A 24,419-nucleotide genomic window follows, 5' to 3' on the forward strand; every position below is an offset into this window, starting at 1 on the left:
AAAATGTTTAAGAAAACTTTGACTTTTTAATACTAGATGGATATAATAAATAACAATTAAAGCACACAAATGAATTCAATGACGAGAAAAGTAATTTTCGATACTGTTCTACAGAGAGCCGGGGGAAGCTGAAATCCGGTGAATAGTACTTAAATGAAGATCCTCTCCGAGAAGTCAAACTGAAAACATAAGTAGGTTTGAACGGGTGTCTACCGTTAAAAGGAACGCGTATGATTGTACGTGGCTAAGTGCTATTGAAGAACGGACTTTTTTCAATAGAATTAGGGTGGTATCGCGGTTAAACCCGTCCCTTATCATAGGGGCGGGTTTTTGTGTGCTTTAAAAAAATAAGAGAGGCGATATCATATGGAAAAAGAAAATACAAAAGCAACAGTTCAGCAACGCGAAAAAAAGATTAGTGAACTTTGGTCTAAAAATAATACCTTTATTAAGTCAATTGAACAAAGAGAAAATAAACAAACTTTTGTTTTTTATGAAGGTCCCCCAACTGCAAATGGCTTGCCACATGTTGGTCACGCATTAGGTCGTACAATTAAAGATGTGGTAGCAAGATATAAAACAATGGCAGGTTTTCAAGTTGTTCGTAAAGCTGGATGGGATACTCATGGTTTACCTGTTGAACTAGGTGTTGAGAAGATGTTAGGCATTTCAGGTAAGGCAGAAATTGAACGTTATGGTGTAAAAGCTTTTCTTGAGAAATGTAAAGAAAGTGTTTTTACTTACGAGAAACAATGGCGAGATTTTACTCAGCAGTTAGGCTATTGGGTTGATATGGATGATCCATATGTAACATTGGATAATTCCTATATCGAAAGTGTATGGAATATCCTTGGGACAATTCATGAAAATGGTTTACTAGTAAAAGGTCATCGTGTTTCGCCTTATTGCCCTAGCTGTCAAACATCATTAAGCTCACATGAAGTAGCGCAAGGATATAAAGATGTTAAGGATTTATCTGCAACGGTTAAGTTTAAATTGCAAGATGAAGAAAATGTCTATTTCCTTGGATGGACGACAACTCCGTGGACCCTTCCAGCTAATGTAGCGTTAGCTGTAAATCCAACAATGGAATATGTTCGTGCTAAAAAAGGTGAGGACGTATATATTCTTGCTAAGGCTCTATTAGAAAAAGTATTAAAAGCTGATTACGTCATTTTATCAGAATTTCTTGGGGCCGATCTAATCGGTATTAGCTATCTAGCACCATTTAATTTCGTAAATGTTGAAGTTGGACATAAAGTTGTGAAAGCTGATTTTGTGACAGAAAGTAGTGGAACTGGAATTGTCCATATCGCACCAGCATACGGAGAAGATGACTATAAGGTTGTTCAAGAAAATGGTTTATCTTTTGTAAATGTAGTGAATGAAAAGGGTCAATATACTGATGAAGTACCTAATTTTAAAGGTCGTTTTGTTAAAGAGTGTGATGTAGATATAGTGAGGTATTTAGCTGAAAATGAATTATTATTTAGTAAAGAAAAATATGAGCACAGCTATCCTCATTGTTGGCGTTGTGATTCACCCCTTCTCTATTATGCGAATGAAAGTTGGTTTATCAAAACGACAGCATTAAAGGAACAGTTTATTAAAAATAATGAAGAAGTAACATGGCATCCAGATCATATAAAACACGGTCGATTCGGTAATTTTTTAGAACAAATGGTAGATTGGAATATTAGCCGAAAAAGATATTGGGGCACCCCATTAAATGTTTGGGAATGTGATTCATGTAATCATCAATTAGCACCAAAAAGTATAAATGAATTATGTAACTATTCAGTTGAAGAAATTGACGACTCAATTGAATTGCATAAACCATTTGTTGATGAAATCACTTTTAATTGTCCAAATTGTAGCGGGGATATGAAAAGAACTCCTGAAGTAATTGATGTCTGGTTCGATAGCGGTTCGATGCCATTTGCCCAATATCATTATCCATTTGAAAATAAAGAGAAATTCGCAAAACAATTCCCTGCAGATGTTGTCATTGAAGGGATTGATCAAACGAGAGGCTGGTTCTATAGTTTGCTTGCAGTATCTACTTTATTTACTGGGAAAGTACCGTATAAACGAGTATTATCACTAGGCCATGTTTTAGATGAAAATGGTCAAAAAATGTCTAAGAGTAAAGGTAATGCACTTGATCCAGTAGAATTAATCCATAAATATGGAGCAGATTCATTAAGATGGGCTTTATTAGTAGATAGTGCGCCTTGGAACCCGAAACGTTTTTCAGAAAGAGTTGTTCAAGAGGCTAAATCGAAACTCATTGATACATTCGACAATGTTTATAGTTTTTACAGTTTATATGCCAATTTAGATGGATTTAATTCAAACAAACAATATGAGTATCAATCAAGTACATTGGATAATTGGATCATTTCACGTATGCATAGCACAATCAAAAATGTAACGAAAAATTTAGAGGATTATCAATTTACAAATGCTGCAAGAGACATTGCTAAATTAGTAGATGAGGTCAGCAATTGGTATGTAAGAAGATCTAGAGAACGATTTTGGTCAAATGGAATGAATAAAGAGAAGGCAGCGGCTTACTATACACTGTTTGAAGTATTAACAAAAGTAAGTCAATTATTAGCTCCGTTTACACCATTCTTAGCGGAAGATGTATATCTTAATTTAACAAAACAAAGTGTCCATTTGTCTGACTTTCCAGTTTGCGATGAAACACTAATCGATTATCAGCTTGAAAAGGAAATGGATGCAGTTCTAAAAGTTGTGGAACTTGGAAGAAGCATTCGAAATGCAAATTCATTAAAGATTAAACAGCCACTAGCTAGTTTAACTTTAGTTAGCAACAATGAGGACATCGATTGGGATTTATATAAAGAAATTGTTTTAGATGAGTTAAACGTAAAAAAATTCCAACAAGTAAACAATGAAAATGAGTTTTCAAACTTAAAAATGAAATTGGATTTTAAAAAATCAGGAGCAAAATTTGGAAAGCTTTCAAATTTAGTCAATAAATCACTTCAAACATTAACAAATGAAGAAGCAAAAGAAGTGATTGAGAGCGGGTACGTTAATGTAGTCATTGAAACAGGAGAAACTGTTAAAGTCGATGCACAAGATATTTTAGTTGAAAAAAGTGCAAAAGAAGGATATGCATCTGCGACGTATGGTGATTATACAGTGACACTCGACACATTACTAACAGAAGAGCTTATCCAAGAAGGTACTGTAAGAGAACTAATTAGGTCTATTCAAGAATACCGAAAAGAATTGAATCTACCAATTAATATGCGTGTAGATATTGGAATAACAGCTAATCTAGAGTTTATTGAAATCATTGAAAAGTTTAAAGGAATGCTTGAGGAAAACTTATTAATGAGAAAACTAGTGGTTAAGAACCATGTAAACGGAAAAGAAATTAAAGTTGGTGATTATCAATCTGAAATTGAATTAGTTGCTTCTAATTAATTGAATCGTTAAAGTGAAATGACAGACTAAAACAATATTTTAGTCTGTCATTTTTTTAGGCAAACTACAAAAAAATTGGGCTATAGATTATAAGAGTTTTATTGGAATATCGATAGATGGATATGTAGAAACAAAAAGAAACTTATTATCATAACAATCATTAAATGCTTTAATTTTGATACTAATTTATTTTTTTAAAGGGGGAAAGAAAATCACCAAAACAATTGTATATTTTTTTGCAATATGCAATGAAAAATTAAATTAAAAGACTAAAATATTATAGTGTGGCAGTTGAATTATTGTTAGTTGATTCATTTGTTGCATCATGATTCTCATTCGAATTTGTGATCCGTATGGCAATGATTAATAAAACGAACAAGTCTCTTATTATTCGATCGTTAGTTATTGTTCTTAGTAGGATTGCAAAAGCGAAAGTCTCAGCTAGATTACCACTAGGTAATAAATTTGAAATTTCTTTGAGAAGAATAATAATAAAATTTTCATTTAAATCCATATTATTGCCCCCTTACTTTATTTAGTAAAATATTAAAAAGACATAAAAAAGTGAGTGGTGACGAACTTTAAATTCGCAATTTCACCTCCAATGGGGGAGCACTTTTTTAGCTGACATAAAATAAATGAAAAAACCGCCCGTAAGCGGTAATGGATAATTGGATTATTTATTCGAGTTGAAGATTGGTTTTTTCATAATGAATCGTCTGTCAATACAGAAAGCTACTAACAAAGATAGTAGAACGGTTAGAAGTAAATGGCCGTAAGTTTTAAGCGGATATGGATTGCCCTCAAGATGGATACCATGCGCACGATATTCGAAACGTTTAATAGCGTGTTTGGCAGTTAACAGATCTTCTTGTTTAGCTAAGTCTTCTAATGGTGCTTCGAATAGATATCTGTTTGGTGAGTCACTATGGATAAGGAGAGTCTCTTTAGCATTACCTTTTTCATCCCAAAGCTTTATATCTTTTCCAGCAAGTGATTTTGCGTCGCCACCTGGTATGATCATTTTGTCTAATTTCGGAGCATTAGCTATTTGATGCCTAGCCAGAATATTAAGATGATGTTTCGTATTTATTGGAGCATCTGAACTTGACACAGTCAAGATTTGTGTAGTTCCGGTATCTCCATAAGAATCAAATATAGAAGATAAAGCTATTTCATCCATATCTTTATACAGAAGAACCCCGTTTTGGTTCTTATCCCAATTGAATCCAAGATTTAGTAAATATGTTGTAAATTCTAAATTCATCTTAAAAGGTTCTACTTTTGGATTTTGAACGAAATGGTACGTAGGATAATTAATTTCCTTAGCTATTTTTGCAGCCACAGGTTCCCCTAGTTTCTGAGAAATCAGATGAAGTACTCCATCGATCCCTGCGCTTTGACCGGCTGTAGTTAAGGTGTTTCCATCATGAACAAACCGCACATCCTCTTTCCATTGTGTTTCAGTATATTTCTTGATTAATAGAGGTAAAGCTTGCCAGTGTGAAGTGGCGGATTTTCCTTTTAATAAACCTGCATCAGCAAGATTCTCTGATCCACCACAAATACTTAAAAACGTCGTCGTTTTACTGTTGGAATGTTTTTGAATCCATTCGCGAGTTGGTTTGTATTTCTTTTCATCTGTCATCTTCATATAAGGAACAACAATGATATCTGGACTTTTATTTAATAGATAATCCAGTTCTTTATAAGAGTAATGTGGGATTACATCCAAACCACCTGATAATGACTTGATGTTTTTTTCCGGTGCAACAGCATATACATTGTAAGCATCCGTCATAGAAAACAGTGTGTATGGAATGAGAAAATCGAAATCTTCAGTTGGTATTGATGAATCCGCCATCACAACTGCCACAGTAGGTTTATTTGGGTCAAACTGGGGAACTTTCACTCCTTGTAGTGAAGGAACTGGCTCATGGCGAACGTTTAAGTAAAAATCTTTTTGATGACGATTAAAGCCATAAAGCTCAAGTCCCCCGACAAACACAACTAAAATTAATAAATAAACAGCTAAACGTATGACTAATCTTTTCATGTTATAATCCTCCTTCGGAAACAAATGTATTGACTATCATAATAATCGCACCCTTTTGGGTATTAATATAATATCTTGAAGTACCCCCGCAGGGTATTTGTTTTATCTTGATTTCATATTACGTTTTTTCTAAACCTTTGGTAATCGTGCTAGAGCTTGATTTTTATTTCAGACTTCAGACTTAACTGGTTTCAGACCCTCGAAAAAGAAAGAGACCGAAATAGTCTCTCCTTGCATGTGCTAAAAAGCCGTTTCAATTTAAAAGAAGTAGACTGTAACTTGAACAATAAATAGAGGTTGATTACATAAAGGGACTGCTGACAAATTAGTATTTAATTTGACAGCAGCCCCTTTTGTATTCCTACAAATTTTCCTAAAAATAATTATTAAATTTTCTTTTTAAAACATATGGTAAAATATGGATATATTAAATCGGGAATTACTAATTGTTTATTGATAATAAAAATTATGTACACATGGAGGATTACATGGTGACACAACTTCTAATGTTATTACTGATCATTTCAATATTATCTGTAAATTTAATCGCATTTTTTTATTATCGAAAAACGAAAAATATATACTTCTCTGCATTTATTATCCTGATCTCTGCAGGAGTTTTAGGAATTGTTGAGGGATTCATCGCAATGATTATTCTTAAAGATGCTTTTGGATTCTTCTTCGGATTAAATCTTGTGGGATGCTATCTATTAATAAATAGTTTAATAGTTTTCCTGATTGCAATAATTGTAAGTATAATAAAGTTTTTTAAACGCTTGCAGAAGTAAAGAGATAGAAACATTATGTAGAAATTAAATCTATTAAAATTGGAAGAGTGATAGGGATCATATTTTGTTCGATTAACATGAATTAGAAATGAATTTTGATTGAACAAAATATTGAGGTGCTTTCTTTATAGAAAAAATCTACAATAATTAACCTTTCTATTTGAGGAAAGTATCGACTAGTTGATTAAAAGAAATATAGATTCAACTAACTTAATAACTAAAAAAACTTGATTGTTAAGAATCATGTAAAGTGAAGTGACAGACTAATAAAATTTTAGTCTGTCATTTTTCTACTTAATAACTATTTTTTTACTAAACCTACTGTAAAAAGATAAATTTAAAAACACTTATTCAATTACCCTAAGATTATGTAAAACTATTAATATAGGATGATCATTATTCGAGTATCCTCTAAAATACATTAAGTTAAACCAATTAAAAGATAAATGGAGGTTCCCAAAATAAATATGGCGGAGCATTTGTTGAATATGTTCATTAAACCTCCTGTGCTGTCTATCTTCTTCATGATTGAGCCGGCGACCGTTAATCCCAAAAACCAAATCCAAGATACTGCAATACATGCGATCGTAAAGAGAACTTGTTCCTTTCCGACATATTTTAATGCACTTGTTCCAATCACACCTACTGTATCTAAGATTGCATGAGGGTTTAATAAGGATACTGATAAAGCAAAAATGATTTGCTGACGGCTAGGTAATGCTCTGTTCGATTCACTTGTTGTTGGTTTAGAACGCCAAATAACATAGCCCATGTAAACTAAAAACAAAATACCAGAAATCATCAGACTAATTCTTAGCCATTCAAATTGTAGAACGATCGTGGAAAGTCCAAAAACAGCTAAAAGAATTAAAAAAGTATCACATAGCGCAGCAGTAAAAGTCGCTGGAAGCGCTCGAATTAGTTTTGATTGAGTAGCACCTTGTGAAAATACAAATACATTCTGTACCCCTAAAGGTAAAATAAGTCCGAATGCTAAGACTAGACCATGAATAATAGCTTCCATCTAATCAACTCCCTTTCAATTACTATCGTACTATGATAAAACTAAAAGAAAACAACCAATTGGATGGTTTTATATCCATCCAATTTAGGGGGAGTTAGATGAAATGGAAACCAAATCGTGATTCTCATTTGACTGTTCAAGATCAAATTGTAGATTGGATAAAATCTCGTATTGAACGAGGTGATTGGTCTGTTGGCACAAAGATTCCAACACAGCGCCAACTAGCAACGCAATTTAATGTGAACCGCAGTACCGTTCAACTTGCACTTGATGAATTAAGGGCAGATGGTTTGATCGAATCAAAAGTGGGTTCAGGGGTATTTGTGGCTAACAATTCCTGGAACGTACTTTTGAGCAAATATCAACCAAATTGGCAGAGACATATTGAGTCAAGTATTCATAAACCAAACTACCATACGATTCAACTCATAAATGAATATGAGCAAATGGATCATATCATACGTCTTGGAACAGGTGAATTATCACCTGATTTACTACCAACTAAACAAATAGAAGATTCGTTAAAAAAGATTTCACTTGATTCTAAAGCAATTGGCTATTCATCTCCGCAAGGAAGTGAAAAGCTCAGAGGAATTTTATGTAATTATTTAAAAAAACGCGGTATTGAATCAGCACCAGAGAACATTTTAATTGTTTCAGGTGCACTTCAAGCACTTCAATTAATTGCAGTTGGATTATTAGAAGAGGGATCTATTTTATTTCAAGAACAATTTTCGTATTTAAATTCAGTACATCCCTTTCAATCTAATGGAATGCGAATGATTTCAGTTTCAAGGGAACATCTATTACCAGATAACATACGTGCACTTAAAGGGAAGAGGCAATCTTTATTCTACTGTGTTCCAACACTAAACAATCCAACAGGCTATAATTGGTCGTTGAAAGAAAAACAAAATCTATTTAATACTTGCAAAGAGCTACAAATTCCGATTATTGAAGATGATGTTTATCACGAATTGCTATTTGAATCATCTTCACCGGCTATAAAATCGCTTGATACATCAGGGCAAGTTCTTTATATAGGGAGTGTATCCAAAACACTAAGTCCGGGATTAAGAATTGGTTGGGTTGTTGCACCTTCACCTGTAATTGAACGATTGGCTGATATTAAAATGCAAACAGATTATGGTTCAAGTGGCTTTTCGCAAGAAATCGTATCATACTGGATCTCAAATGGTCTATACGAAAAGCATCTTATTAACCTTCGTGAACAATTGCAAAGAAGAGCTAAATACGTAGAAGAAATTTTAGAAAAGGAATTTAAAAAAATAGCTTCATGGAAAAAGCCTGAAGGTGGTTTCTACATATGGCTCAGGTTTCATAATCCAATTGTAAATAAGACTTTATTTCTAAAATTACTTAAACAAAATATATTGATAAATCCAGGTTATATTTACGATCCAAGAGATTTACACCATATTCGTCTTTCATATGCATACGCGTCTTTGGAAGACTTAAAAAAAGGGTTAAATATTTTACAACAAATAATCCAGCAACTGTGATTTTATTTCATTTTTTTGAGAGTGTTGATAATAAGAAACCGATTTTGAACAGTTAAAAGAGCACCGAGATCTCGATGCTCTTTTATGTTTATTTATTGTGTTATTTTTATTACTGCACCTTAGTCTTTTATTGAATACTTGCTTGAATTTTTAAATTTTCAAACCCACGAAAAGCAACATTTTTACGGCGAGTCGGCTCCTCAATTAGAACTGGATTAACTAAATGTCTTATTAGTTTTTCTATTGCAATTTGTCCTTCTAATCTAGCAAGAGGTGCACCTAAGCAGAAATGCGGGCCGGATGAAAAGGATAAATGTTTTATATTTTTTCGAGTGATATCAAATGTTTCAGGATTATTTGTGATTTTTGGATCGTAATTGGCTCCACCTAATGAAACCATAAAGTAATCGCCTTTTTTAATCGAATTTCCAGCGAATTCAAAGTCTTCTCTAGCCCATCTAGATGTAAAAATAACGGGTGATTCGTATCTTAATATTTCTTCTATTGCAGAAGGAATTAACGTTAAATCATTTTTTAATAGCTCAAATTGCTCAGGATGTTTTAATAATAAATAATAGCCATTCGTTATTAAATTAACCGTCGTTTCATGACCAGCAATTAATAATAGAAGAAAACTTGCGATCATTTCATCCTCATTTAATTTGTCTCCAGATTCCTCTGCTACGATTAAATTACTGATTAAATCCTCTTTAGGTTCTAATCTTCTTTCAGAAATAAGATGTCTGAAATAATTAGAAGCATCAAGAATATGCTTTGATACTAATTCTAAATCCTCTATAGTCGTATTAAAATCAATAAATTTAATAAATGCATCAGACCAATTGCGAAATAAATCTCGATCTTCTTTTGGAACACCTAAAAGGTCAGTTATGACAAATACAGGTAATAAATATGAAAAATCACGTATTAGCTCGTGTGTAAATTTCCCCTTCATATTTGCGATTAAATGATCAGCAATTTCATTTACAGAAGCTCGTAAATTTTCAACCATTCTTGGAGAAAAGGCTTTGTTCACGAGATTTCTCAATCTCGTATGATCAGGAGCATCTCGAAATAACATCATTTTTTGATTTATTGCAATTGCAGGCATAACACTTTCAGGTAATTGTTCAGGTGGAGTGACTTTGGATGCTTCTTTTATAAAACGAGGGTCTTTTAGCAAGATTTCTGCTTCTCTATAGCCTGTTACTAGCCAACCAGTTCTCTGAAATAGCTCTGTGTAAAGCATAGGACTTATTTTTCTCGCGCTACTAAAATACGAATATGGATCTTTGTAAAAATGCTGTGGATTCACTTTTAATTGATTGTTCATGTACCTGTTCTCCCTTATGAATGAAATGAGTCTATTTATTTCTATTTCTGTGAAAATGGATTATTCCCAAATTTTGGATAACACAAAAAAAGGATACTTTTGTACAGAATGATTTTCATGAGGAATTAGGTATAAATGAATAATAAATAAATCATATGAAATTTAAGAAAATTAAATCATGATTTATGGTAAAATAAGGTATTTCAAATGAAAAACTGATTTTTATGAAATAATTCGATGGTTGTGAAAGGGGTAATATGATGGATTTTCCAGTTCTAGAAACAGAGAGATTATCTTTAGTACAAATTACACAAAAAAATGTAGATGAGATATTTTCCATCTTTTCAAATGAAGAGGTAATTAAATACTATGGTATGGAACCTTTTACAGAAAAAGATCAAGCGGTTAAAATGATCGATTCTTTTCAAACTAGATTTGAAAATCAACAAGGAATACGCTTTGGAATCGTAGAAAAAGAATCAAAAAAATTAATCGGAACAATTGGACTAAATAATTTAGTTTTACACGCTAGAAGAACTGAAATTGGATATGATTTATTACCTGAATATTGGAGAAAAGGATTTATGTCAGAAGCAATTAAGGAAATTACATCATATTGCTTTGATAATCTAGGACTATATCGAATTGGAGCTAATATTTTCCCAGATAATACAGCCTCAGCTACCTTAGTTGAGAATATAGGCTTTCAAAAGGAAGGATTATTGAGAGGCTATTTAGTTCAAGGGGATCAGTCTCATGATTTAAACGTATTTTCTCTCATTAAACCTGATTGGCTAAAGTGAACTATTAAACTTAGATATTATATTTATATTTTTTGTTGCTCTAGAAAAATGATAAACTGAAATAATCATAATATAGTAAAATGGTCCAACTAAGGAAAAGGAGAAATGGAATGATTAAAGCTGTAATATTTGATTTTGATGGTCTAATTGTCGATACTGAGTCTGTTTGGTTCGAAGCATATAAGGAAGTACTACATCGGTATGAAGTGGAGTTAACTCTTCAAAAGTTTTCAGAGGTTGTGGGAACAAGTGATGAGATTTTATTCGATTTTATTAATTCAAATTTAAAAGAACCAATTGAAAAAGAACTAATCGAACAAATGGCTAAAGAGCTAGTTGATGAGAAACTACTCGAGCCTTCTTTAAGAGAAAGTGTAGAAGACTATTTAATTTCAGCAAAAAATGCGGGATTAAAAATAGCTTTAGCTTCTAGCTCATCAAAAGAATGGGTAGAAAGTTTCTTAAAAAAATTAAATATTTATAAATACTTTTCAGTAATTAAGACAAAAGATGATGTAAAGAAAGTTAAACCAGATCCAGAGTTATATTTAAAAGCAATTGAGGAAATTGGAGTTCAAGTATCAGAGGCTATTGCATTTGAAGATTCGTTGAACGGATTAATTGCTGCAACGAAAGCAGGATTACACTGTGTAATTGTTCCTAATCAGGTTACCTCACATTTAGAGTTTGAGAATCATAGTTTACGATTATCATCTATGGCAGAAAAATCTTTAGAAGATGTAATTAAGCATATAACTGGAAAGTAAAGTAGAAACCCTTCCCAAAAAGGTCAATGGATTCGGTTATTTGGATGAAAACAATAAAAAGCATATACATTGGAGATACAATTCACAACTGAATTTGTATCTCTTTTTTTATTGTGATATCAGTGTCAATTAGAAATTACTTCACTTTTTAATTCTTACTTTAAGTATTTTAGGGCAATTTAAAAATGTTTTAAAAGGAACGACTGCTTCGATGGTCTTTTTTATTGCACCAAATAGCAGATTAGTTGAAGAAGGATAGTATGTGATTTATGTAGAATTGGTATTAAAAAATGAAAATAGGTGAAATTTAATGAGCAAAATAATAAGCTACTATAATCAATTTGATGAGTGGGAAAGGCTTGAACGCGAACCAATTGAGTTCCAAGTGAATTGGCAATTTATAAAGAAATATTTGCCTGAAACAGGATATATACTTGATAATGGAGCTGGACCTGGAAAATACTCAATGGAGCTTGCTAAAGATGGATATAGAGTAACATTAACTGATTTAACACCTAAATTAGTTGAGATTGCTAAAACTAAAGCTCAAGACTTTCAAATAGAAGGGCAATTCGATGGTTTTTATACTGCTGATGCGAGAGAGCTTAATATGCTCAATGATGAACAGTTTGATGCATCATTAATGCTTGGTCCAATGTATCATTTACAGGAAGAAAATGACCGTATAATGGCTGTTCAAGAGTTAAATAGAGTAACTAAAAAGAACGGACTAGTATTTGTTGCTTTTATGCCTAGGATTAGGCATATATTTACATCGCTCTTATCTCCAAATAATTGGAAGCCAAACGATAATATGGACACTATTCATCAGTTTTCACAAACTGGTTGTTTCAATCATTCAGATGAGGGGCGTTTTACAGGCGCATATTATTTTAATATTGAGGACATCAATCCTTTTATGGAAACTCATGGATTTGAAACTTTGGAGTTAATTGGTTCAAATGTAGGAGCTATTTTAAACAATGATAATTGGAATTACTGGAGAGACAAAGGTGAAGCAGAGGTAGAAAAAATTATAAATTTAATTAAAGAAAAAGCAACAGACCCTTATATTCTTGGAAATTCCTCTCACCTGCTATACATTGGTAAGAAAAACTAATATTAATACTGAATTTAAAGGAAAGAGCCTGCTAAACCGGTTTTGTGGGTGCTGGGATACAAAGATGTAATAAGATATAGGGAAAATAAAGATTTTAATCTATTCACTTATACAACTAATGCATTTGTTAGTAAAAGATCACAAGGGCTGTATAAACAGCCCTATTTATTTTGTTATTTTAGAAGTTTAGTAAAAAAGGAATTTAATAAAAACTTGGGAATATTAAATAGCATTAGATTTAAATTCATCATATATCCGAGTCATCACAAGCATGGATCTTTTTTTGAAGAAACAGTCTAATATAAGGAAGGAAATTATTAATGATTAAAATCATCGGATTGATTGCTGCTGTATTAACGACAGCTTCCTTTTTACCACAAGCAATTAAAACAATAAAAACAAAAGACACGTCAGGCATTTCACTAATTATGTATATTTTATTTAGTGCAGGTGTTTTTCTTTGGTTAATTTACGGAATATTTATTCATGATTTTGCAGTTATTTCGGCTAATTCAGTAACGTTTGTGTTTGCAGCAATTATTTTATTTTATAAGTTAAAAAGTCTCCGTTCATAAAAAGGTATATTTGAACTAAAGGGTGAAAGTTCCGAACTTAGAAAATATGATTAGCGGCTAAAAGTTGTTTGAGGTGACAAATCTCAAGTCCAATGGAGGATCAATGATGATTTGTCCGTCCACTATTAGCAAATTATCAACAACAAAAGGCATTGCATGAGCAATGCCTCAGAATATTCTTTAAAATGATAACTCAATTGTTTAAAAATCACTATTTTTTAAATGCTTTTTCCGTCAACTGAAGCAGTATTACAAAATGGAATGGTGTACTAAATTAAATAGAATTTACTTCTTTTACTTCACTTGATTCATCTTTCTTTATTAAAATTTCCTTTTTCAGTCCCCAACAAATTAAAAATGTTAAAATGGAAAGCACGAAAGATACCCAATATAAATCCTGGAATGCATGAGTGAAGACTGTTTTTACTTTTTCTAGTAAATTAGAATCAAGATTTGTTGGAATCATACCATTTTCTACATTTTTTAATTGTAGTAATTGATCCACAGTAAGACTTCCAGCTAGTGATTTCATCCCTGATGTAATTTTAGAGGCTAATAATGAACCAAATAAACTAAAGCCAATCGTCATACCAATGGATTGAAATAACATAACGGCAGATTGAGCAATCCCTACATTTTCTTTTTCAACTGATTCTTGAACAATTAATGCATTGTTAAATAGTGCACCGAATCCAAGTCCAAGAATAATGAAATAAAAAACGAATGTAATAATTGAAGTGTGAGCCGTGATACCTGTAAGTAAATAGAAACCGATCATAGGAATAATAAATGAAACACCGTAAATATTTCGATAGGAGAATTTATTCATTACTCGACCAGCAACTACACTTGCCCCCATTGCCCCAACCATAATTGGTACATTTAAATAGCCAGATTCAGTAGGTGTTAAACCGAGTACATTTTGCGAGAAGAATGGGAAAGATGAAAGTGAACCCATTATCGCAAGAACAAATACAAATACAAGAGCCGAAATGACAACAAAGTTTCTATTTTTAAATAAATGCAATGGGATAATTGGTTCTTTTGCTTTTGACTCGACAAAAATAAATAGGCCAAGTAAAATGGTTCCTAAAATTAGTAAACCAATCATTTTAGGTTCACTCCATGCATATCCTTCTGTTTGATGAAGTACAGGAGTGAGAAGATAACTGATTAAAGTGGTGACTAGTAAGATTCCGCCAAACCAGTCGATATTTATTTTTTTGTCTACTTTCGTTTCGTTTAATCCTAAAGCTAATAAAATTGCAGCTAAAACTCCAACTGGAATATTTACTAAAAAGATCCAGTGCCATGAAATATGTTGTACAAAATATCCTCCAATGAGCGGTCCAAGTAGTTGAGGTATAAACATGACAGCTCCGAAAATACCTTGTAGCTTAGCACGCTGTTCAACTGGGAAGCTGTCTCCGAAAATGACCATCGCGAGTGGCATTAATCCGCCGGCACCAATACCTTGGATCCCACGTCCAATTAAAAGGACTTCCATTGATTGGGCTGTTCCACTAATTATTGATCCAGCTATGAATAATCCCATACTAAATAAATATATTTTTTTTCGTCCATATAAATCCGCAAGTTTGCCGAGTATTGCCATAAAAGATGTCATCGAAAGCATGTAAACTCCACCAACCCAGCCGTAAAGCGCTAGACCACCTAAATCTCTAATAATTGTAGGCATAGCTGTTGAAACGACTGTCTCATCAAGCTCTGAGAAAATGACTCCAATCATTAGTCCTATTAAAATAAGAGTCTTGTTATTTTCTTTCATCCTTTACCTCCCTATGACCTTTCAAAATTATTCAATTGATTCATTGAATACCTAAAAAATGAGTGAAGCTTTTAGTATGAGTATCTGTAACAAGCATATTGATTATTTATTTGATTAATGTGATCGTTATTGTTCATTTTTAATTATGTATCCCTAAATTTAAAGCTGAAATCGAAATTTCAAGTAAAAAAGTCAATTTTATTTATCTACTATCTAATTTATTCTTTACTACGTTTAAAAATCCTTTAGGTAGTAACTCTTATATTTGTGGTTGTATGAAGTATAGTAATAAGTATTCTTGAACGGTTAAATAGGATTTGAAATTGCAATAGTAGGTTTGATCAGTATATTTGGATAGGATTTTATCATCGACTATACCTTTTTCACTTGTTTTTACTTTTTCCGATTTACCTTTACTGAAGAAAAAATAAAATAACTTCTTATGTAACTACCGTATTGATTTAGTTGAACAGTACTTTGGCTAAAAATCGATTTTTTCTGATGAAATGCATTTAAGGGTAAAAGGAAAATTGTTTTTTTATGGAAAAAGTGGGAATTTCCCCAAAATAATAATTATGACTTTATTGTATAATATAATAGTATTAAATTTTGTTAGTTTATTAGAGTGTCAATCTTTGGTGTTAATTAAAAATTAAATGACATGTTTGCTGAAAAAGGATATCAAATTCAAATGACAAGTTAGATAGTTAGCAAGGAGATAATAGTCAGCTGAATGAAAACATATATTTTGGAAAGATTTAAACACATATGGATTTGGCTTATATGCGGTGCTGTATTGGGTTATTTAGTTCACTATTTGAGAACTAGACAATTGACATTTACTTCAGATAACATATTTTTCTTAAAGATGATATTGATTGGTTTTGTAGCTGCTGAAGTAATAAATTTAATACGTTGGTTATTTAATCGAATAAAGCAAAATAACCTGTGAGATATATTAAAAATTGAGAATTACAGTACTTAAACTAAAGTATGTAAATCGTACGAAGGGAATAATTCGAATGCTAAAAATTTTAAGAATGATATTTATATTGATTGTCTTAATATTATCTATTTTTGGCTTAATAACACATAAGTTAGGATTACTCCCTTATATGCACTTTTTCTTAGCAGCATTGTTTTTATTGGCATGTATACCAGAATTTAAACAAAAACAAAAAAAGTTGGGTTATATTTATTTCATAGTATCCTTGCTTGGTTTCATTGTATCAATGCAAGAATTTTTATATAACTAGCGAATCCTAAACTGCTTAATTGCAGTTTTTTTATTGCAGTAAATGGCAGGATCGTTTAATCATTAAAGGAATTTTTAAACTTAAATGGAATTATAAGAATGACCAAAGGGGCTTTATTTTATAGGGATTAAATTGGAGGGAATAGAAAATGGATGTATAAACACTTTGAACTAAAGAGTCTAGAGATGCACGACGCATATCATTTTAGTAAATTGTATTAATGATTAAATGCGAGTTTGAAAAGGAGAGTGCAAAATGGATAATTTTAGTTTAATCATTACGTTATTTCAATTGATCATTTTAATTGTAGTAGTGTATGTAGTGTTTAAAATTGTAAAAAAAGTAAGGTTATTTGCAACAAAGAATTTGTATATTTCTTATAAAAAAATTGAAGAATTAGAGCAAAGAATAAGTAATTTAGAGAAAAAATAGTGACACCTATTATTAAATAAAGCAAAGGGTTAGTTACATAATATCGGACTTATGATTAGCCATATTTCTTTGTTCATTCGCTATTTTTGATGGAAATTTGATTAATTGAAATTATATTGTTAAAATTGTTATATTACAATGTGTGTAAGCCACACTGGGAGGTAACAAAAATGGAAAATGGTAAAGTAAAATGGTTTAATGCAGAAAAAGGATTTGGATTTATTGAGCGTGAAAATGGTGATGATGTATTCGTACATTTCTCAGCAATTCAAACTGATGGATTTAAATCTTTAGACGAAGGTCAAGCTGTTACATTTGAAGTAGAACAAGGTCAACGCGGACCACAAGCAACTAATGTTAAAAAGGCTTAATTGACCAAAAAGAGTCGGATTCTATATAGTAGGATCTGACTCTTTTTATGTCTTATAAATTTGTCTTATAAATTAAAAACCCCTATTCGAAAAAGAATAAGGGTAAAATCTAACGCGATTATGAATTAAATTTTATAGCCTATATAAAATGAAGATAAAATTAATCATTTAATACAATTAGACATTTGAATTATTAGTTGTTTTGGAACTGCCCTTTTTAGTACCTTTGCTAACATACGGCTTCGCGTTCTTTGCTTTTTTTGCGCTAGCTTGCCATCTATTCCAACCCTTTTTATCTGTACCTCGACCTGTACCGCCCTTAGCTTTAGCTTTACTCATTTAAACACCTCATACTTATTATACACTAAATATCATACAGTTTTTTAGTAATTTCCAATTAACTTATGAGTTAAACAAGAATTGAGCAATAAATATATTCAAAAAATGAGCAGATTTATATATTACTTTATTGCAATTGAACTAAAGTATACGTCTGTTTCATAAAATGATCTGCATAGTCAATCTATGATAGAGGGCAATAAGGTCTCTATAAATCTTATAATTTTTTAGGTTGATAGTTTTTAAGTAGCATGTTTTTGTGGGATAAGAAATTCCCAAAAAATAAACATAAATATTCCAAGATATGGTAAAGTTAAATGGACTAATAAAAGTGAATCATCTTGAGGAAATATGAAAACACAGAGAATTATATTTTGTTATATACCTTATTGATCTAACAAAACTTTAGTTTTTTGAACACTAACTGCTTAATTGCAATTTTTATATAGTATTTCCGAGTATTGTACTTTAAAATTAATAGAAAGATATATGATATTATTCATATAAAATAGTAAATAAGGAATGGATTATCGTGCACTTTAAATTGGTTTTAAGTATTATTAAATATTCAATATTTTGGACTATCCTTTTATTAATAACTGCAATGTATTTACCAGATTCATTAAATATAAGTGAAAGAGTCTCTTTATGGTTATTAGAAATAGTATCCATATTAGTATTTATTCTTAATTATGAAAAGTGGAAGCGATTGTTAATTTCGCTACCTATTGGGATGGTATTAGTAATACTATTGATTGTATTATTCGATTGAGAAGTTGCCTAAATCATATTTTGTTATTGATACTGATACAGCACGAATCGAAATTATAAAAAAAGTGATACCAAGTATGCATCTAACACATTGCATTAGTTGAACAACATGATCGGCTATTTAGTCGATTTTTTTTATTTAGCTTAATGGCGGGTTAGTTGGATAAGTAATGAAACAATTAAATGATTGAACAAAATAAAAAGCTACTATCTATATTTAGAAGCGTTGTCTGAGGAAGACAATATTAGTGATAGGAAGTGAAAAAATGCTCATTTATTATGTATTGCTCATTCTCGGAGTTGGATTTTTAATAGCAGCAGTATTTCTCTTTATTGCAATGGATGGCTTTAAAGACTATAAAATATTAATTGGAGGTATTGGATTCCTTTTAATTGGTGTTTTATTTTTAATAGCAACTCTCCCTAGCCTAAAATATATTGTATTCAAAAAATATGATGTCGTCAGTGGAAAATGTGTTATCGAAATAGATTCATCAGGTCGTTCTTCTGAAGCTGACTTTGATATTCTCGATACAGATGAGATGTTTTCCTTCAGAGGTATTCCAGCACTAGATGCTTATGGGAAGTCAATTCCTTATTTTTGTAAGGTGACAACTACAAAAGACCATAAGTATGGTATTAGTTATAAAATATATGATGGTAAACTCGAAAGTTAATATTAACAGGAAAATAGTTCTTTGATTATAGGTAGGGTTAAAGATCCATTTATCTCTTTTGGTATTTATCGTTAGTTCAGTTTGTATATATCGCTTGTTCAACTAAATAATGCAATAGTTACATATTACAAGTATTTATAAGAAGGGGGAAATTTGAATTAACGCATTGTGTTAGTTAAATAGAATTAGGAGCTGTTAATCCGCTCCCTTTTTAAAATTTAGCGGGTTAGTTAAAATTTGGAGAATGTCTTAATTATAAATGTTTGATTAAATAGATGGAGGATTTATATGGACGACATTAGGAAAGTTATAAGAAAAATTAAAACACTTAATGGACCCTTTCCTGCGTTTAATTTTAACAATACGTCAGAATTTCCAAATGAACTTTTTTTAGAATGGTTCCAAGAAGCAATTGATTATGGCATACACGAACCACATTCAATGACTCTTTCAACAATTGATCATAATGGATTTCCCGATGCTAGGGTTCTAATTATTAAAGATGTGGATCAATATGGGTGGTATTTTGCATCAAGTTCACAAAGTGAAAAAGGTAAACAGATAGATTTTAATCCCAATGTTGCTATGACTTTTTATTGGGCACTAATTGGTAGACAAGTCAGAATACGTGGGACTGCAATTAAAATGGAAAATGAATTAAGTGTTAAAGATTTTTTAGCTAGAGGAACTGTAGCCCGTGCAATAGCTTTGATTGGCAAACAAAGTTCAATCTTAAAAGAACATTCTGAGTTAGATGAGGCACTAAACAAACAAATTGAAATTTTACAACATAATCCAAATTTAGTGTTTCCTTCGTGGACTTTGTTTCGATTAGTTGCTAAAGAAGTGGAGTTCTGGCAGGCTGACGAAGATCGTAGGCATATACGATTAAGATATAGCTTCGAGGGTGATAGATGGTTAAAAAAACTATTATGGCCATAGTTTAATTTTAGATCGTCGTTGTTCAACTTAACCAGCTAATCGTTCTATTTTAGAGCCGAGATAGGCTCATTTTTATTCAACAAAAATGGCAGATAAAATAATGTACTAACTGACAGTATTGATCAATTTAGAAATGGGAAAATTATCAAAGATTTGACGTTGAAAACCAGATTTTAAAGGGATTTTTTTTCAAGTGAAGAATATAAGAAAAGGGAAGGAATAAGAAAAATATCTTATAAACCATAAAAACAGTTAGTAGTTTCTCGTTTATATAAACATAAGAAAAAACATAACTTAGTAAATAGGAGGATTTTATGAGAAATGTCATTTTATTTTTACATTCTTCTTTAGATGGTTTTGTAGAAGGGCCAAACGGTGCAATGGATATCGGGTGGGTATCTTACAATGAAGAATTAGAAAAACATGCTAGAGAAATTTTAAGTACTGTAGATACAGTATTATGGGGAAGAGGTACATACCAAATGATGGAAAATTATTGGACTTCTGTACCTTCTAACCCTGAAGCATCAGAATATGAAATTGAACATGCTAAATGGATAGAAGAGACATCAAAGGTTGTTTTTTCTACAACTCTTGAAAAAGCTGAATGGAATAATTCAAGATTAATAAAAGAAAATATTGAGGAAGAAATTAAGAACATAAAAAAACAACCTGGTAAAGATATTATTATTTTAGGTAGTCCAAGATTTGCACATTATCTTATGGAACTTGATTTAGTTGATGTAATTAAAATTACAATTTCACCAGTTATTATAGGAAGTGGTCTACCTTTATTTAAGGGCTCAGAAAATAAACGCAACCTCTCACTTGTTGAAAACAAAACATTTAATTCCGGTGCAATTGGCCTTACGTATAATATTGTAAAATCGTAACTAAAAAATTAGCCGTCCAAATAAAAAATTGGTGGGTTCTAATACATGAAGGATACATACATAGGTTCTTATTTTAGTGTGTTTACACTAACTAAGTATTCAAAGAATTGATGAGTTAAATTAGAAAAGTAAAGACTACTCTTCTAATACAACTTACGCAGTGCATTATCTGTACAACATGCTCGACTTTATAGTCGATTTTTTTGTTGAACTAAATGGCAGGATAGTCGAACAAGGAAAAACAATATAAAATATAGAATTTAATAATCGGAACTTAAAAATTTAGTTGGTGTGAGCTAGTAAAAATTAGACAAAGTAATAGACGCAGATGCACAAGTAATTTTTGATATGTAAGTGAATGCCTTTATGCCATTGTTAGATAAATATAAAGATGCCGTAACAAATCCAGCAAACGAACCGTTTGATAATGTAATTAAGAGAAATAATTATTCTTTTGGTGGATTTTATAAAATTTTGCATGATGATGTTCTTGTAGGGGCAATTTGTATCTATTGGAAAGAGGAAACTTAGTTTTGGATCAGTCCAATATTCATTTTGCCAGAATACCAGGGGATGGGAATTGCACTAAAATCTATCCAGTTAATTGAGAAACAATTTTCAGAAGCAACTACTTGGGAATTAAGAACAATTTTAGAAGAAAAAAGTAAAAATCATTACACAGCATAAAAAACAGCCAATCATTTAAAAATTGGCTGTTAATTTTTTAATTAATTTTAAATTCATTAAGTAATAATTGTTCAGTCTGAGGCATTGTAATACCTAGATGCCAACACCCCAATCCGCCTAAAGCATATTCTTTTACAAGGTGAAATTTTGCTAGTAAACTTCGAGGATCTTCAAACCAAACGTCATGGATAATTCCATCTTTGTCAGTGTAACGAAATGCAGGTGATAAAGTTTCTCGATCGAAATAGACTTCACTTTCATATTTCTTATACATTTTAATAGCATTTTGAGTGGAATATGCGCTTCCTTTTCGTTTCTCACCAGTAATAGGCCAATCGTAGGCATACTGAGGAATTCCTAATAATAATTTTGATTTTGGTACAACGGATACAGCATAATTTAACGTTTTTCTCACTTCATTTAATGGAGCTATCGGGCCTGAGGGACTGTTCGGCCAATGCCAGTTATATGTCATTAAAAACATCTTATCAACATATTTACCAAGGGTATAATAATCATAAGCATCATAAAATTGAGGAATATGATCTGCTTCCTTTGGAGGCATCGCCATTAAAACTTCCATTTTTGAACGATGAAGTTTCTCAGATAATGCTTTTATAAATAAATTAAGGCTATTCCTATCTTCAGGGTTTAGTGATTCAAAATCTATCATTATTCCTTTATAATCATTTTTGTCTAAAAGAGTATAGATGTTATTTACCAACTTTTTTCGCATTGATGTTTTACTAAGTAATGAATGCACTAGCTTTGGATCGAAACCATTTTTACTAATATTAGTTAATGTAGCGTACGGAAAAATGTGATTTTTCCAAGCTATCCGATTAGACTGATTTTCTTTTACTTTAATTATATTCCCTTGAGAAGTAGGGTGAAATTCAAATATAAAAATACTTGTAAGTGACTTTTTATAATAATCAATCATCCATGTATTAGTTTTTTTATTTTTAGGAATTAAATAAGAACCAGTCCAAATAGTGATTTTAGGAGATGAAGGAATAATTAATTTTTGGCCTGGAATTACTACATCGCTAGTAATATTATTTTTACTTTTCAAATAATTAATGTCAATTGAATGTCGAAATGCAATATCCCATAAAGTTTCTCCTTGTCTCACATAGTAAGTAGACCCAGGAATTATCATAGATTGTCCAATCACAAGATTATCATACCGATCTAATCCATTTAAATTTGCAAAGCTTTTTTCATTCAATTTATATTGTTTCGATATATTTTTCAAAGTATCTCCCGGTTTTACTTCATATACAATCAAAGCATTAGCACTTAAAACTGGAGAAAATAAAAAAAATAATAAAGTAAATATGAATATTAATAAACGCTTAGCCAAACACAATACCTCCTTAGATAGGTAGTATTTTTAATTTTAACTACTCATTAAGTATCCTTTACTTAATAAGAAAATTTTACTTATATGAGTAAGCAAATGATTATGAGAAAAAGAATTAGGAGTAAGATTGTAAAAAGTTTTTCCGTATTAGCGTTATCATCAAGTTTTTTCTTGGTTCCCAAACTCATGTAACAAACTCAACAAAGGCAGCTAGTTATTCGAAAGTAGATGAAATGCTAGCAAATTTATCACCAGCCGAGAGAGCAGCACTTCATCAACTTTCAACGAGTAATGAGACAGGGCTTCGAGTTAATCCTGATATCGATTTAGAATCTACTAACCAAACGAGTGTAATTGTTGAATTTAATAATAAGCCAGCAAAAGTCGCTCAACTTGAATCAAGTTTAAAAGGTCAACAGCTAACAGAGACTGAGGCAACTAGCTTAGTTGATCAAGATCATGCAGCTTTTTCAAAAGATTTAGGACAAGTATTAACTGAAGACAAAAATAAAAGGTAAAGTCCAGAAAAGGGAATAGTTTGGATAATGCTTGTATAGAGAGTTTTTAACCATGTAAAAACGGAGTGTTTTTTCTGAAATCGAAAAGAAATTAAAACAACCTTAGTCCCTACTGAATATTGGGATAAGGTTGTTTAATTTGCGTACCTTTTATTTATTGTCTACTTGACAGGGATATAACAAAATGGGAAATCCTTTTTCTTATCGTGAAACTGCTTTAAGGATGAAATTTCCCACTAAACTAGCTCTCATATCCGTCTACAACTATATCCAATTTTCCTGTTTCTGGATCTATTACAAGTCCATGAACACTGATGTTTTTCGGAAACATTGGGTGATTTTTGACCATCTTAACACTTTGTTCAACGCTTTCTTCAACTGTTTGAAATCCTGTTAACCAACTTTTAATATCAATACCTGCGTTTGTTAACGTATTTATGATTTCTTTATCTAACCCAGCTTGTTCACATTTTTCTATAAAAGAATCAGATTCTAGCCCTTTCATGCCGCAACCATGATGTCCAACGATAGCTACCTCTTTTGCGCCAAGCTCAATAATTGCAACTAGTATGCTTCGCATCACACTGCCAAATGGGTGCGAAACGATTGCTCCAGCATTTTTTATAATTTTGATATCACCATTTTTAAAGTTCATCGCTTGTGGTAATAATTCAACAAGTCGTGTATCCATACATGTAAGAATCACCATTTTTTTTTTGGGAAATTTAGTCGTTATGTATTTTTCATATTCTTTATTTTCAACGAATTGTTGATTGTATTCTAGAATTTCTGAAATTAATGTCATTTTATCCCTCCTGATAGTAAATAAATTATTTCATATTTTTCAAAGTTATTCAATCTACTTACAAGTATTCTAGTAGTTAAACTAATTGTAATTTACAAATCTATTTGCGAATTTTCTTTCAT

General features: G+C 31.4%; 23 protein-coding genes and 1 other annotated feature. Of the genes, 15 read left to right on the plus strand and 8 right to left on the minus strand.

Annotated elements, in window-relative coordinates:
- Positions 1-69: 69 nt before the first annotated feature.
- Positions 70-315, plus strand: a binding site (T-box leader).
- A gap of 51 nt (positions 316-366) precedes the next feature.
- Entirely contained in the window at positions 367-3,462 is a 3,096-nt protein-coding gene (ileS, locus tag AB1282_RS16280; RefSeq protein WP_429899546.1) for an isoleucine--tRNA ligase, read from the plus strand.
- A gap of 277 nt (positions 3,463-3,739) precedes the next feature.
- Here ileS and AB1282_RS16285 read toward each other — a convergent pair whose 3' ends face one another.
- A complete protein-coding gene (locus tag AB1282_RS16285) occupies positions 3,740-3,976 on the minus strand; it encodes a hypothetical protein (protein WP_429899547.1) in 237 nt (78 codons plus the stop codon).
- 162 nt (positions 3,977-4,138) lie between these two features.
- Positions 4,139-5,518 carry a DJ-1/PfpI family protein gene (locus AB1282_RS16290; RefSeq protein WP_429899548.1) on the minus strand — a complete coding sequence of 460 codons (1,380 nt, stop codon included), beginning with the start codon at positions 5,516-5,518 and terminating at the stop codon, positions 4,139-4,141.
- A gap of 491 nt (positions 5,519-6,009) precedes the next feature.
- On the opposite strand from AB1282_RS16290, the gene AB1282_RS16295 reads away from it, so the two are divergent.
- Positions 6,010-6,306 carry a 3-isopropylmalate dehydrogenase gene (locus AB1282_RS16295; RefSeq protein ID WP_429899549.1) on the plus strand — a complete coding sequence of 99 codons (297 nt, stop codon included), beginning with the start codon at positions 6,010-6,012 and terminating at the stop codon, positions 6,304-6,306.
- Positions 6,307-6,727: 421 nt separating this feature from the next.
- Here the strand turns inward: AB1282_RS16295 and AB1282_RS16300 are convergent, their stop codons facing one another.
- Positions 6,728-7,330, minus strand: a complete 603-nt coding sequence (locus AB1282_RS16300) for a LysE/ArgO family amino acid transporter (RefSeq protein WP_056476819.1) — start codon at positions 7,328-7,330, stop codon at positions 6,728-6,730.
- Between the two features lie 98 nt (positions 7,331-7,428).
- Between AB1282_RS16300 and AB1282_RS16305 the strand changes: the two genes are divergently transcribed.
- A complete protein-coding gene (locus tag AB1282_RS16305) occupies positions 7,429-8,853 on the plus strand; it encodes a PLP-dependent aminotransferase family protein (protein ID WP_390311355.1) in 1,425 nt (474 codons plus the stop codon).
- Between the two features lie 127 nt (positions 8,854-8,980).
- Here the strand turns inward: AB1282_RS16305 and AB1282_RS16310 are convergent, their stop codons facing one another.
- A complete protein-coding gene (locus AB1282_RS16310; protein WP_429899550.1) occupies positions 8,981-10,186 on the minus strand; it encodes a cytochrome P450 in 1,206 nt (401 codons plus the stop codon).
- Between the two features lie 260 nt (positions 10,187-10,446).
- Here AB1282_RS16310 and AB1282_RS16315 point away from each other — a divergent pair, with 260 nt between their 5' ends.
- The 4 genes from AB1282_RS16315 (at position 10,447) to AB1282_RS16330 (ending at position 13,451) form a co-directional block, all read left to right on the plus strand.
- Positions 10,447-10,989 (plus strand): GNAT family N-acetyltransferase, encoded by a 543-nt coding sequence (locus AB1282_RS16315; RefSeq protein WP_429899551.1) that lies wholly within the window; start codon positions 10,447-10,449, stop codon positions 10,987-10,989.
- Positions 10,990-11,099: 110 nt separating this feature from the next.
- Positions 11,100-11,756 (plus strand): HAD family hydrolase, encoded by a 657-nt coding sequence (locus AB1282_RS16320; protein WP_056476832.1) that lies wholly within the window; start codon positions 11,100-11,102, stop codon positions 11,754-11,756.
- A gap of 310 nt (positions 11,757-12,066) precedes the next feature.
- Complete coding sequence (locus tag AB1282_RS16325) at positions 12,067-12,876, plus strand: class I SAM-dependent methyltransferase (RefSeq protein ID WP_429899552.1); 810 nt, start codon at positions 12,067-12,069, stop codon at positions 12,874-12,876.
- A gap of 320 nt (positions 12,877-13,196) precedes the next feature.
- On the plus strand, positions 13,197-13,451 hold the full coding sequence (locus tag AB1282_RS16330; protein ID WP_335407519.1) for a SemiSWEET transporter: 255 nt from the start codon (positions 13,197-13,199) through the stop codon (positions 13,449-13,451).
- A 274-nt stretch (positions 13,452-13,725) separates the two neighbouring features.
- On the opposite strand, the gene AB1282_RS16335 is transcribed toward AB1282_RS16330, so the two are convergent.
- Positions 13,726-15,240, minus strand: a complete 1,515-nt coding sequence (locus AB1282_RS16335) for an MDR family MFS transporter (protein ID WP_429899553.1) — start codon at positions 15,238-15,240, stop codon at positions 13,726-13,728.
- Positions 15,241-16,355: 1,115 nt separating this feature from the next.
- On the opposite strand from AB1282_RS16335, the gene AB1282_RS16340 reads away from it, so the two are divergent.
- The 3 genes from AB1282_RS16340 to AB1282_RS16350 all read left to right on the plus strand — a co-directional run bounded on the left by AB1282_RS16340 (position 16,356) and on the right by AB1282_RS16350 (position 17,299).
- A complete protein-coding gene (locus tag AB1282_RS16340; RefSeq protein ID WP_353611593.1) occupies positions 16,356-16,496 on the plus strand; it encodes a DUF3953 domain-containing protein in 141 nt (46 codons plus the stop codon).
- A 255-nt stretch (positions 16,497-16,751) separates the two neighbouring features.
- Positions 16,752-16,928 (plus strand): hypothetical protein, encoded by a 177-nt coding sequence (locus AB1282_RS16345; protein WP_156339757.1) that lies wholly within the window; start codon positions 16,752-16,754, stop codon positions 16,926-16,928.
- A 170-nt stretch (positions 16,929-17,098) separates the two neighbouring features.
- On the plus strand, positions 17,099-17,299 hold the full coding sequence (locus AB1282_RS16350; protein WP_056476843.1) for a cold-shock protein: 201 nt from the start codon (positions 17,099-17,101) through the stop codon (positions 17,297-17,299).
- Between the two features lie 177 nt (positions 17,300-17,476).
- Here AB1282_RS16350 and AB1282_RS16355 read toward each other — a convergent pair whose 3' ends face one another.
- Positions 17,477-17,638: a DUF3934 domain-containing protein gene (locus AB1282_RS16355; protein ID WP_429899554.1), complete on the minus strand. Its 162-nt coding sequence runs from the start codon at positions 17,636-17,638 to the stop codon at positions 17,477-17,479.
- A 1,019-nt stretch (positions 17,639-18,657) separates the two neighbouring features.
- Between AB1282_RS16355 and AB1282_RS16360 the strand changes: the two genes are divergently transcribed.
- From AB1282_RS16360 to AB1282_RS16375, 4 genes are all read left to right on the plus strand, one after another.
- A complete protein-coding gene (locus tag AB1282_RS16360; RefSeq protein ID WP_429899555.1) occupies positions 18,658-19,086 on the plus strand; it encodes a hypothetical protein in 429 nt (142 codons plus the stop codon).
- 288 nt (positions 19,087-19,374) lie between these two features.
- On the plus strand, positions 19,375-20,028 hold the full coding sequence (locus tag AB1282_RS16365) for a pyridoxine/pyridoxamine 5'-phosphate oxidase (RefSeq protein WP_429899556.1): 654 nt from the start codon (positions 19,375-19,377) through the stop codon (positions 20,026-20,028).
- A gap of 314 nt (positions 20,029-20,342) precedes the next feature.
- Complete coding sequence (locus AB1282_RS16370; protein ID WP_056476854.1) at positions 20,343-20,921, plus strand: dihydrofolate reductase family protein; 579 nt, start codon at positions 20,343-20,345, stop codon at positions 20,919-20,921.
- Between the two features lie 366 nt (positions 20,922-21,287).
- The gene (locus tag AB1282_RS16375) at positions 21,288-21,452 is read left to right on the plus strand and encodes a hypothetical protein (RefSeq protein ID WP_429899557.1); all 165 of its coding nucleotides are present in this window, start codon (positions 21,288-21,290) and stop codon (positions 21,450-21,452) included.
- A 193-nt stretch (positions 21,453-21,645) separates the two neighbouring features.
- Here the strand turns inward: AB1282_RS16375 and AB1282_RS16380 are convergent, their stop codons facing one another.
- The gene (locus tag AB1282_RS16380) at positions 21,646-22,974 is read right to left on the minus strand and encodes a glycosyl hydrolase family 18 protein (protein WP_429899558.1); all 1,329 of its coding nucleotides are present in this window, start codon (positions 22,972-22,974) and stop codon (positions 21,646-21,648) included.
- A gap of 233 nt (positions 22,975-23,207) precedes the next feature.
- On the opposite strand from AB1282_RS16380, the gene AB1282_RS16385 reads away from it, so the two are divergent.
- The gene (locus AB1282_RS16385) at positions 23,208-23,492 is read left to right on the plus strand and encodes a hypothetical protein (RefSeq protein ID WP_429899559.1); all 285 of its coding nucleotides are present in this window, start codon (positions 23,208-23,210) and stop codon (positions 23,490-23,492) included.
- Positions 23,493-23,733: 241 nt separating this feature from the next.
- Here the strand turns inward: AB1282_RS16385 and AB1282_RS16390 are convergent, their stop codons facing one another.
- On the minus strand, positions 23,734-24,297 hold the full coding sequence (locus AB1282_RS16390) for a beta-class carbonic anhydrase (RefSeq protein WP_056476863.1): 564 nt from the start codon (positions 24,295-24,297) through the stop codon (positions 23,734-23,736).
- Between the last annotated feature and the right edge of the window lie 122 nt (positions 24,298-24,419).

The sequence above is a fragment of the Gottfriedia sp. S16(2024) genome (assembly GCF_050473765.1).
Taxonomy (GTDB): Bacteria; Bacillota; Bacilli; order Bacillales; family Bacillaceae_G; genus Gottfriedia.

Coding starts and splice junctions, on each gene's coding strand:
- AB1282_RS16320 (WP_056476832.1), top strand. CDS start 11,100: ATGATTAAAGCTGTAATATTTGATTTTGATGGTCTAATTGTCGATACT.
- ileS (WP_429899546.1), top strand. CDS start 367: ATGGAAAAAGAAAATACAAAAGCAACAGTTCAGCAACGCGAAAAAAAG.
- AB1282_RS16335 (WP_429899553.1), bottom strand. CDS start 15,240: ATGAAAGAAAATAACAAGACTCTTATTTTAATAGGACTAATGATTGGA.
- AB1282_RS16355 (WP_429899554.1), bottom strand. CDS start 17,638: ATGAGTAAAGCTAAAGCTAAGGGCGGTACAGGTCGAGGTACAGATAAA.
- AB1282_RS16285 (WP_429899547.1), bottom strand. CDS start 3,976: ATGGATTTAAATGAAAATTTTATTATTATTCTTCTCAAAGAAATTTCA.
- AB1282_RS16300 (WP_056476819.1), bottom strand. CDS start 7,330: ATGGAAGCTATTATTCATGGTCTAGTCTTAGCATTCGGACTTATTTTA.
- AB1282_RS16385 (WP_429899559.1), top strand. CDS start 23,208: ATGCTAGCAAATTTATCACCAGCCGAGAGAGCAGCACTTCATCAACTT.
- AB1282_RS16310 (WP_429899550.1), bottom strand. CDS start 10,186: ATGAACAATCAATTAAAAGTGAATCCACAGCATTTTTACAAAGATCCA.
- AB1282_RS16330 (WP_335407519.1), top strand. CDS start 13,197: ATGATTAAAATCATCGGATTGATTGCTGCTGTATTAACGACAGCTTCC.
- AB1282_RS16350 (WP_056476843.1), top strand. CDS start 17,099: ATGGAAAATGGTAAAGTAAAATGGTTTAATGCAGAAAAAGGATTTGGA.
- AB1282_RS16370 (WP_056476854.1), top strand. CDS start 20,343: ATGAGAAATGTCATTTTATTTTTACATTCTTCTTTAGATGGTTTTGTA.
- AB1282_RS16315 (WP_429899551.1), top strand. CDS start 10,447: ATGGATTTTCCAGTTCTAGAAACAGAGAGATTATCTTTAGTACAAATT.
- AB1282_RS16325 (WP_429899552.1), top strand. CDS start 12,067: ATGAGCAAAATAATAAGCTACTATAATCAATTTGATGAGTGGGAAAGG.
- AB1282_RS16305 (WP_390311355.1), top strand. CDS start 7,429: ATGAAATGGAAACCAAATCGTGATTCTCATTTGACTGTTCAAGATCAA.
- AB1282_RS16345 (WP_156339757.1), top strand. CDS start 16,752: ATGGATAATTTTAGTTTAATCATTACGTTATTTCAATTGATCATTTTA.
- AB1282_RS16375 (WP_429899557.1), top strand. CDS start 21,288: ATGCCATTGTTAGATAAATATAAAGATGCCGTAACAAATCCAGCAAAC.
- AB1282_RS16340 (WP_353611593.1), top strand. CDS start 16,356: ATGCACTTTTTCTTAGCAGCATTGTTTTTATTGGCATGTATACCAGAA.
- AB1282_RS16390 (WP_056476863.1), bottom strand. CDS start 24,297: ATGACATTAATTTCAGAAATTCTAGAATACAATCAACAATTCGTTGAA.
- AB1282_RS16365 (WP_429899556.1), top strand. CDS start 19,375: ATGGACGACATTAGGAAAGTTATAAGAAAAATTAAAACACTTAATGGA.
- AB1282_RS16290 (WP_429899548.1), bottom strand. CDS start 5,518: ATGAAAAGATTAGTCATACGTTTAGCTGTTTATTTATTAATTTTAGTT.